Origin of the sequence: Parasynechococcus sp., from assembly GCF_042954245.1 — a bacterium.
Classification (GTDB): Bacteria; Cyanobacteriota; Cyanobacteriia; order PCC-6307; family Cyanobiaceae; genus Parasynechococcus.
The window spans coordinates 1-3,035 of sequence record NZ_JBGKDP010000115.1 but is presented as its reverse complement, the minus strand read 5'-3'; the positions used below and the strand labels follow the sequence as shown (position 1 = coordinate 3,035).

At 58.7% G+C, this 3,035-nt stretch carries 4 protein-coding genes and 2 pseudogenes; 4 read left to right on the top strand and 2 right to left on the bottom strand.

The genetic code is table 11. From position 1 onward, the window contains the following. Nucleotides 1–269 (bottom strand): annotated as a pseudogene (locus ACGVJ8_RS05210) (sodium-dependent transporter); the annotation flags it as partial. A 79-nt stretch (nt 270–348) separates the two neighbouring features. On the opposite strand from ACGVJ8_RS05210, the gene ACGVJ8_RS05205 reads away from it, so the two are divergent. Then, nucleotides 349–1,596: a 1-deoxy-D-xylulose-5-phosphate reductoisomerase gene (locus ACGVJ8_RS05205; protein ID WP_392346049.1), complete on the top strand. Its 1,248-nt coding sequence runs from the start codon at nt 349–351 to the stop codon at nt 1,594–1,596. Here the strand turns inward: ACGVJ8_RS05205 and ACGVJ8_RS05200 are convergent. Further along, nucleotides 1,593–2,111, bottom strand: a complete 519-nt coding sequence (locus ACGVJ8_RS05200; RefSeq protein ID WP_392346047.1) for a hypothetical protein — start codon at nt 2,109–2,111, stop codon at nt 1,593–1,595. The genes ACGVJ8_RS05205 and ACGVJ8_RS05200 overlap by 4 nt on opposite strands. A 222-nt stretch (nt 2,112–2,333) precedes the next feature. Between ACGVJ8_RS05200 and ACGVJ8_RS05195 the strand changes: the two genes are divergently transcribed. From ACGVJ8_RS05195 to ACGVJ8_RS05185, 3 genes and pseudogenes are all read left to right on the top strand, one after another. Next, entirely contained in the window at nt 2,334–2,456 is a 123-nt protein-coding gene (locus ACGVJ8_RS05195; RefSeq protein ID WP_392346045.1) for a hypothetical protein, read from the top strand. Continuing rightward, the gene (locus ACGVJ8_RS05190) at nt 2,453–2,608 is read left to right on the top strand and encodes a hypothetical protein (protein WP_392346043.1); all 156 of its coding nucleotides are present in this window, start codon (nt 2,453–2,455) and stop codon (nt 2,606–2,608) included. The genes ACGVJ8_RS05195 and ACGVJ8_RS05190 overlap by 4 nt, the downstream gene beginning before the upstream one ends. Nucleotides 2,609–2,677: 69 nt before the next feature. Next, a pseudogene (locus ACGVJ8_RS05185) lies at nt 2,678–3,035 on the top strand (fatty acid desaturase); the annotation flags it as partial.

Sequence of the window (3,035 nt, the reverse complement as noted above, 5' to 3'; positions counted from 1 at the left end):
AACAGCCAGCCCATGGGCTGCCAACGGCGACCGGCTGCCGCCACTGGCGCGAGCAGGGGGCTTTGGCCGGTGCTGCGCCCCAGAACCATTTCAGCCACTAGCACCGGTAGGCAGACCAACAGCACAATCACCACATAGAGCAGCAGGAAGGCGCCACCACCTCCCTGGGAGGCGCGGTAGGCAAAGCCCCAGAGATTGCCCAGACCCACGGCACTACCTGCAGCCGCCAGGACAAAACCCAATCCCGATCGCCACTGTTCCTTCGCCATGCGCTCTCCACAAGCTGTCCGCCAGCTTGCCAGCGTTCAACGGTCCTGGTGGGAGACTTGTCTCAACTTCCGGAACAGCATGAAAGCCATCAGCGTGCTGGGATCCACCGGTTCAATCGGTACCCAGACCCTTCAGATCGCTGAAGAGTTTCCGGATCAGTTCCGCGTTGTGGCCCTGACGGCCGGCCGCAACCTCAAGCTTTTGGTGGACCAAGTTCAGAGGCATCGTCCCGAGGTGGTGGCCCTGGCGGATGCCGATCTCCTGCACGACTTGCAGGAGCACCTCAAAGAGGCGGGCGTCTCAGGCGCCGATGCACCCCAGTTGGTGGGCGGCGCTGACGGCCTCAACGTTGCTGCGGCCTGGGACAGCACCGACCTGGTGGTGACAGGCATTGTTGGTTGTGCCGGCCTGTTGCCGACCCTGGCGGCGATCCGCGCCGGCAAAGACCTGGCCCTGGCCAACAAAGAGACGCTGATTGCGGCCGGCCCCGTGGTGCTGCCGGAGCTGAAGAAGAGCGGCAGCCGACTGCTGCCGGCGGATTCAGAACACTCAGCGATTTTCCAGTGCCTCCAGGGAACTCCCTGGGTTGAAAACACACACCTGTCCACCGGCGTGCCCACACCAGGGCTGCGCCGGATTCAGCTCACAGCCTCCGGCGGCGCCTTCCGCGACTGGACAGCCGCCGACCTTGAAAAGGCCACCGTGGCCGATGCCACCAGTCATCCCAACTGGAGCATGGGCCGCAAGATCACCGTGGATTCCGCCTCCTTAATGAACAAGGGGCTGGAGGTGATCGAAGCCCACTACCTGTTCGGCCTGGATTACGACCACATCGAGATCGTGATCCATCCCCAGAGCATCATCCATTCGATGATCGAGCTGGCGGATTCATCCGTGCTGGCCCAACTAGGTTGGCCCGACATGAAGCTGCCCATCCTCTACTGCCTCAGCTGGCCATCACGCCTGGAGACGCCGTGGCGGCGACTGGATCTCACGGAAGTTGGTCAGCTCAGCTTCCGGGCCCCCGATCCCGCCAAGTACCCCTGCATGGAGCTGGCCTACACCGCTGGACGCGCCGGCGGCACCATGCCTGCGGTGATGAATGCTGCCAACGAAGAAGCCGTAGCGCAGTTCCTCGAGGAGAAAATTCACTTCCTCGACATCCCCACTGTGATCGAGGCCGCCTGCGAGTGTCATAAAGCCGATCTGATGGCCCAGCCCCAGCTGGACGACGTGCTGCGGGTGGATCAGTGGGCGCGAACCGCCGTACGAGAACAGGTGAACCGCGGTGTGACCCGTTTGTCCATGGGAGTGCTCGCCGCTTAGGCATGCAACGAGTCAGCCATCACCTCCTGCTCTGCGCAACCGCCAGCAAATCCAAATGCTGCGATTCTGCGCTTGGGGCACAAACCTGGAATGAACTCAAGAGCGTTGTTCGTGAACTGAATCTCGAAAACACGGAACGCCTGGAGGGGATTGTTCTGCGCAGCAAAGCAGATTGCCTCAGGGTGTGCGAACGAGGGCCGATTCTTTTGGTCTGGCCAGATGGGGTTTGGTACGCTGATGTTTCGCCCGACCGCGTCAAAAGAATCGTTGAAAAACATATCATTGGCCAACAACCTGTTGAAGAATGGATTGTAAAAAGAACACCATTCGAGAAAAACAATGATCTCCCGGCAGGCAAGATTTAATCCCCAACAAACCCAGCAACGCATCACCGGAAGCCTCAATCCACGCCTTAGGAAGGGAACTTCGAGCAAAAGCATTTGAAATTCAGGCTGAATTACAAATACCGAAATCAAAGCAATTGTCTTTAGGCCTTGCAGCACCACGGCTTCCACAGGCCGCTGCCCAAGCAATTATGATGAGATCCTTAAGCACCGACCGTTGAGCGCTGGTCTTGAGGCTTCCATTTGGCATTTGCAACAGCGATCCGACCAGCAAATCCAGCCCCTGAAGACAGCGCCGAATCAATCTCCTATCCCAGCAAAGCTGAGCTGCTCAGCGCCTTGCCAGCAGAGCTCTCCAAGCTGAGCTCGGCGAAATCATGGTCGAGCCTGACCATGTCTATTGGCCTTTCGCTTCTGGCCGTCGGCATTGGAACCCGACTTCCGCTCTCTGCAGCCGCCCCCCTCTGGCTTCTCTACGGCGTGATCACCGGCACCATCATGTGGGCTGCTGGGTGATCGCCCATGAATGCGGACATCACGCCTTCCACCCCAACCGACGGATTGAAGGCGTCGTGGGCTTTGTGCTGCACAGCATTTTGCTTGTGCCGTATTACAGCTGGGCCCATAGCCATGCGGTGCACCACGCCCATTGCAATCACCTGGAATAGGGAGAAACCCATGTTCCGCCGCGGGCAACATCGCCAATGGGACGAACCACTGAACAGCTCCAGCAGACATTGAACCCCACCATCTTCGGGATCATTTCTCTCTTCAATCACCTCGTGATTGGCTGGCAGCTCTATCTCTTTCTGGGCGTCACTGGCGGCGAAGGCTGCGACTCTACCACCTCTCATTTTTGGAATCGCAGGCGTAATTTCAATGGTAAACGCCGTCTTTTCCCTCATCCCTTCGGCAAATGGATGGTACTCGCCAACCTGGGATTGCTCGCCATGGTTGTCTTGTTGATCATCGCCTCAGTGCAGTTTTCCCTGCTCCGAGTGCTGTGCGTCTACGGCCTGCCTTACCTGGTGATCAACATGTTGCTGACGACCTACACCTGGCTGCAACACACCAACCCCGATATCCTTCACTTCT

Bases quoted from the DNA above. Each gene is read 5' to 3' on its own strand.
- ACGVJ8_RS05195 (WP_392346045.1), top strand. From the start codon at position 2,334: ATGTCTATTGGCCTTTCGCTTCTGGCCGTCGGCATTGGAACCCGACTT.
- ACGVJ8_RS05205 (WP_392346049.1), top strand. From the start codon at position 349: ATGAAAGCCATCAGCGTGCTGGGATCCACCGGTTCAATCGGTACCCAG.